This is a genomic window from Burkholderia sp. ABCPW 14 (genome assembly GCF_001523835.1).
GTDB classification, from domain to species: Bacteria; Pseudomonadota; Gammaproteobacteria; order Burkholderiales; family Burkholderiaceae; genus Burkholderia; species Burkholderia mayonis.
The window spans coordinates 1-2,758 of sequence record NZ_LOVS01000212.1 but is presented as its reverse complement, the minus strand read 5'-3'; the positions used below and the strand labels follow the sequence as shown (position 1 = coordinate 2,758).

The window sequence follows — 2,758 nt, the reverse complement described above, 5'->3', positions numbered from 1 at the left end:
ACCCGCCATTCTGAACGACGACGCCAACGCATCACGTCAAAGGGGCCCTCGATGGGCCCCTTCGTACTTGAGCGAATTACTCAGCATTGCGCCGCCGTTTAAGTGCGGTTTTACATCGCCATCAACAGAAGCCGGCAAAAATATCGATTCCGACATTGCTTCGCTCGTTAAGAAAGGCCTCAGTCCAAAGATTCAACGGGCGCTGGATATCGTGCGCGTGGTGGGAAATGAAAGTGTGCATCCTGGCGAACTTGATGTCCGGGATGACGTTGAGACTGCGACAAAGCTTCTGGCGTTGATAAATCTTGTCGCCGAACAGATGATCACGCACCCACGTGAAATAGATAGTCTTTATGAAAAACTTCCTCCGGGCAAAAGAGAAGCCATCGAGCGTCGCGACATGCTGAAGCCGGCTAAGTGAGCGTTGCCCGAATATCTTGCTGTGCCGAGTCTGCATAACCAGGGCGCATAAAACTGCATAACGAAGTCGCCCTCCCGATCGCCGCGCGGCCCGCGCCAGGCGGCCCCGAGCGCTCGGTGCGTGTCTGCATAAAAACCGTTCATTTTTGCGGGCAGGTAGGGCGGGCTACAACTGCGCGCGTCGACGCATCAATTCGCATCGTCGCGCATCAAAACGCATGATTTCCTCGCACTGGAAAACGCCCGGAACCCCGCACTACAAGGGCCGCCGAGCCTTGTAGCCGGGTGCATTAAAACCAGCCTGTCAAGCGAAGCGCGCAGGCGAGGAGGGGACCGCGCAAAAGCCGCCGCAGTGACCGCCGGTGCGCAGGCGGGCCGGACCCTCAAATACCCCGTCCGGCCGCGTCACGGCCTCGTGGAGCCGCTCGCGGCGCGCGGCCGGAACGCGGCCACCCTGCCAGCGCCAAGCCGCTGTAGGCCCTCTAATCGCGCCGTCGGAATCGCCCCATACCGCTTTCGCAGCCTCGCGGCAACAGCAATCGGGACGATGGGACGCTAGATGGGACAACGGGACGCTAGTCGGGACACAGATGGGACAGCGACGGGACACGCCGCGCGCCGTCCCACCGAGTCGCTCTGCGGTTCGCGTTCTCCAGACGCAAAAAAGGGCCGCGCCCGGTTGCCCGGTGCGCGGCCCTGCCTTTGGCCGATGCGATTCGTTACGCTGTTTTGTGCGTCTTGAGCCACTCCTTCAACACGGCATTCACCCGCGTTTGCCAGCCTCGGCCCGTCGCTTTGAACGCGTCGAGCACGTCGTCGTCGAGCCGGATCGTCGTCGCGGTTTTGTGACTGCCGAGCGGCCGGCCCGGTCCGCGGCGGACCAAGCGGTCGCCGACGTACTCGTCCGCCCGTTCGAAAAATTCGTCGGTCAGCTCCGGCGCGTCGTCCGGATCAACCCAATTGGTGTGCGTAGCTCGCTTGCTCACGGTCATTTGCTTTCCTCATGCTGATAATGCGGCGAGCCTCGCCGCGAGGCGTCCAAACCATCACGATCATGCGGCCGTCCAGCGTGCCGACCGTGATGTAACGCGATTCCACGTAATCCTCCCGCGTATCCTCCAATGTGAAGTGGTGCCCGGCGAACACCTCCACGGCACGCGCGAAATCCAGCCCCCGCTCGGTCAGTGTCTTGTCGCGTTTGTTGGGATCGAATTCAAGTTCCATAGCCATTATTGTATGTACAAAAACACCCTGTTGCAACGAATATTTGTACATACTTTTATCCGTATGAGCCGGCCGGCATCGGGGCTCGCACGCGTCCGCACGCGGTCAATGCGCTATGCCGCGACCGGCGCCGGCGGAATCTCGTAATCGTCGAACGTCACGACCTCCTCGCCGAGCCAGTCGTTCAGCTCGGCGAAGCGAGCCTGCAGCGGCTTGATTTCGTTGCGCCCGAACACGCGCGCGGCGGTGTCCGGCGTGCCGAACCCGCCCGAGTTGCTCGGCACGATGCCGAGCAACTGCGGCGGCACGCGATGCGCGGCGAGCAGGTCGTCGCGCGTCACGTTTTTGATGTTGAAGAACTCGTCCTTCGCGGCGACCTCGGACACGGGGATGAGCTGGATGCCGTCCTTCTTCCCGCCCGGCGCGTACATGAACACGTTGCGGAAGTTGCCCGGCCCCTTCGCGTTCTTCAACGCGTCTCGCATGTTGTCGACGTCGTCCTGCTTCTGCGCGGCGTCCGTCATGTAGAGGATGAAGCCGGCATGGCTGCCGTTCTCGTAGTACTTGCGCCGGAACAGCGTCGACGATTCGTTCAGCCAGGCCGAGTGCAGCGAGCTCAGGTACTCGGGTAGGCCGTACACCTCCTGGTTGATGTCCGGCCGCACGAGCTGGAACACGCTGTCGGGCGCGAACTCGTGCCGGTCCTGCCAGCCGTTCACATACACGAAGCCGCTGAAATCCGCCTTGCGCCGTACGTACTTCGCGAGCGCGGGCTCGAGCCGCAGCGTGCCGCCGAACACGTTCCGGCGGCGTTCCAGGTAGCCGTTGCCGAACGTCAGGAAATCGAGCGCCCACCGCTCGAATGCGTGCCGCGACAGCCAGCGGTGCGGGCGGAACGTCGATGCGAGCACGTTCGCCTTCGCGAATCTGCTCATGTGCCAGTTCATCGACGATTCGCTGTCGGTGTTCAAGCTGTCGGACCTGCAGCGCTGCATGGTCGACTCGTGGGAAGAATGGGCGGACGACTTCTCGCCGCTGCTGCTGCGGCCGTTCGGTCATCGCGAGGTGTGGGTCGGCTACGATCCGGCGCTCACGGGCGATTCGGCGGGCCTCG

Annotated in this window: 3 protein-coding genes and 2 pseudogenes; 2 read left to right on the top strand and 3 right to left on the bottom strand. The window is 62.5% G+C overall.

The genetic code is table 11. The features are described from left to right. On the top strand, window positions 1-421 hold a 421-nt coding region (locus WS62_RS35680; protein WP_156441202.1), incomplete at its 5' end, for a DUF4145 domain-containing protein. Window positions 422-1,139: 718 nt separating this feature from the next. Here the strand turns inward: WS62_RS35680 and WS62_RS31490 are convergent. The 3 genes and pseudogenes from WS62_RS31490 to WS62_RS31480 all read right to left on the bottom strand — a co-directional run. Next, window positions 1,140-1,412, bottom strand: coding sequence for a BrnA antitoxin family protein (locus WS62_RS31490; protein WP_066579412.1), 273 nt, complete (start codon window positions 1,410-1,412; stop codon window positions 1,140-1,142). Further along, window positions 1,372-1,644, bottom strand: coding sequence for a BrnT family toxin (locus WS62_RS31485; RefSeq protein ID WP_059473851.1), 273 nt, complete (start codon window positions 1,642-1,644; stop codon window positions 1,372-1,374). The genes WS62_RS31490 and WS62_RS31485 overlap by 41 nt, the downstream gene beginning before the upstream one ends. 113 nt (window positions 1,645-1,757) lie before the next feature. Continuing rightward, window positions 1,758-2,570 (bottom strand): annotated as a pseudogene (locus tag WS62_RS31480) (phage portal protein); the annotation flags it as partial. On the opposite strand from WS62_RS31480, the pseudogene WS62_RS35675 reads away from it, so the two are divergent. Continuing rightward, window positions 2,563-2,758 (top strand): annotated as a pseudogene (locus WS62_RS35675) (terminase); the annotation flags it as partial. The pseudogenes WS62_RS31480 and WS62_RS35675 overlap by 8 nt on opposite strands.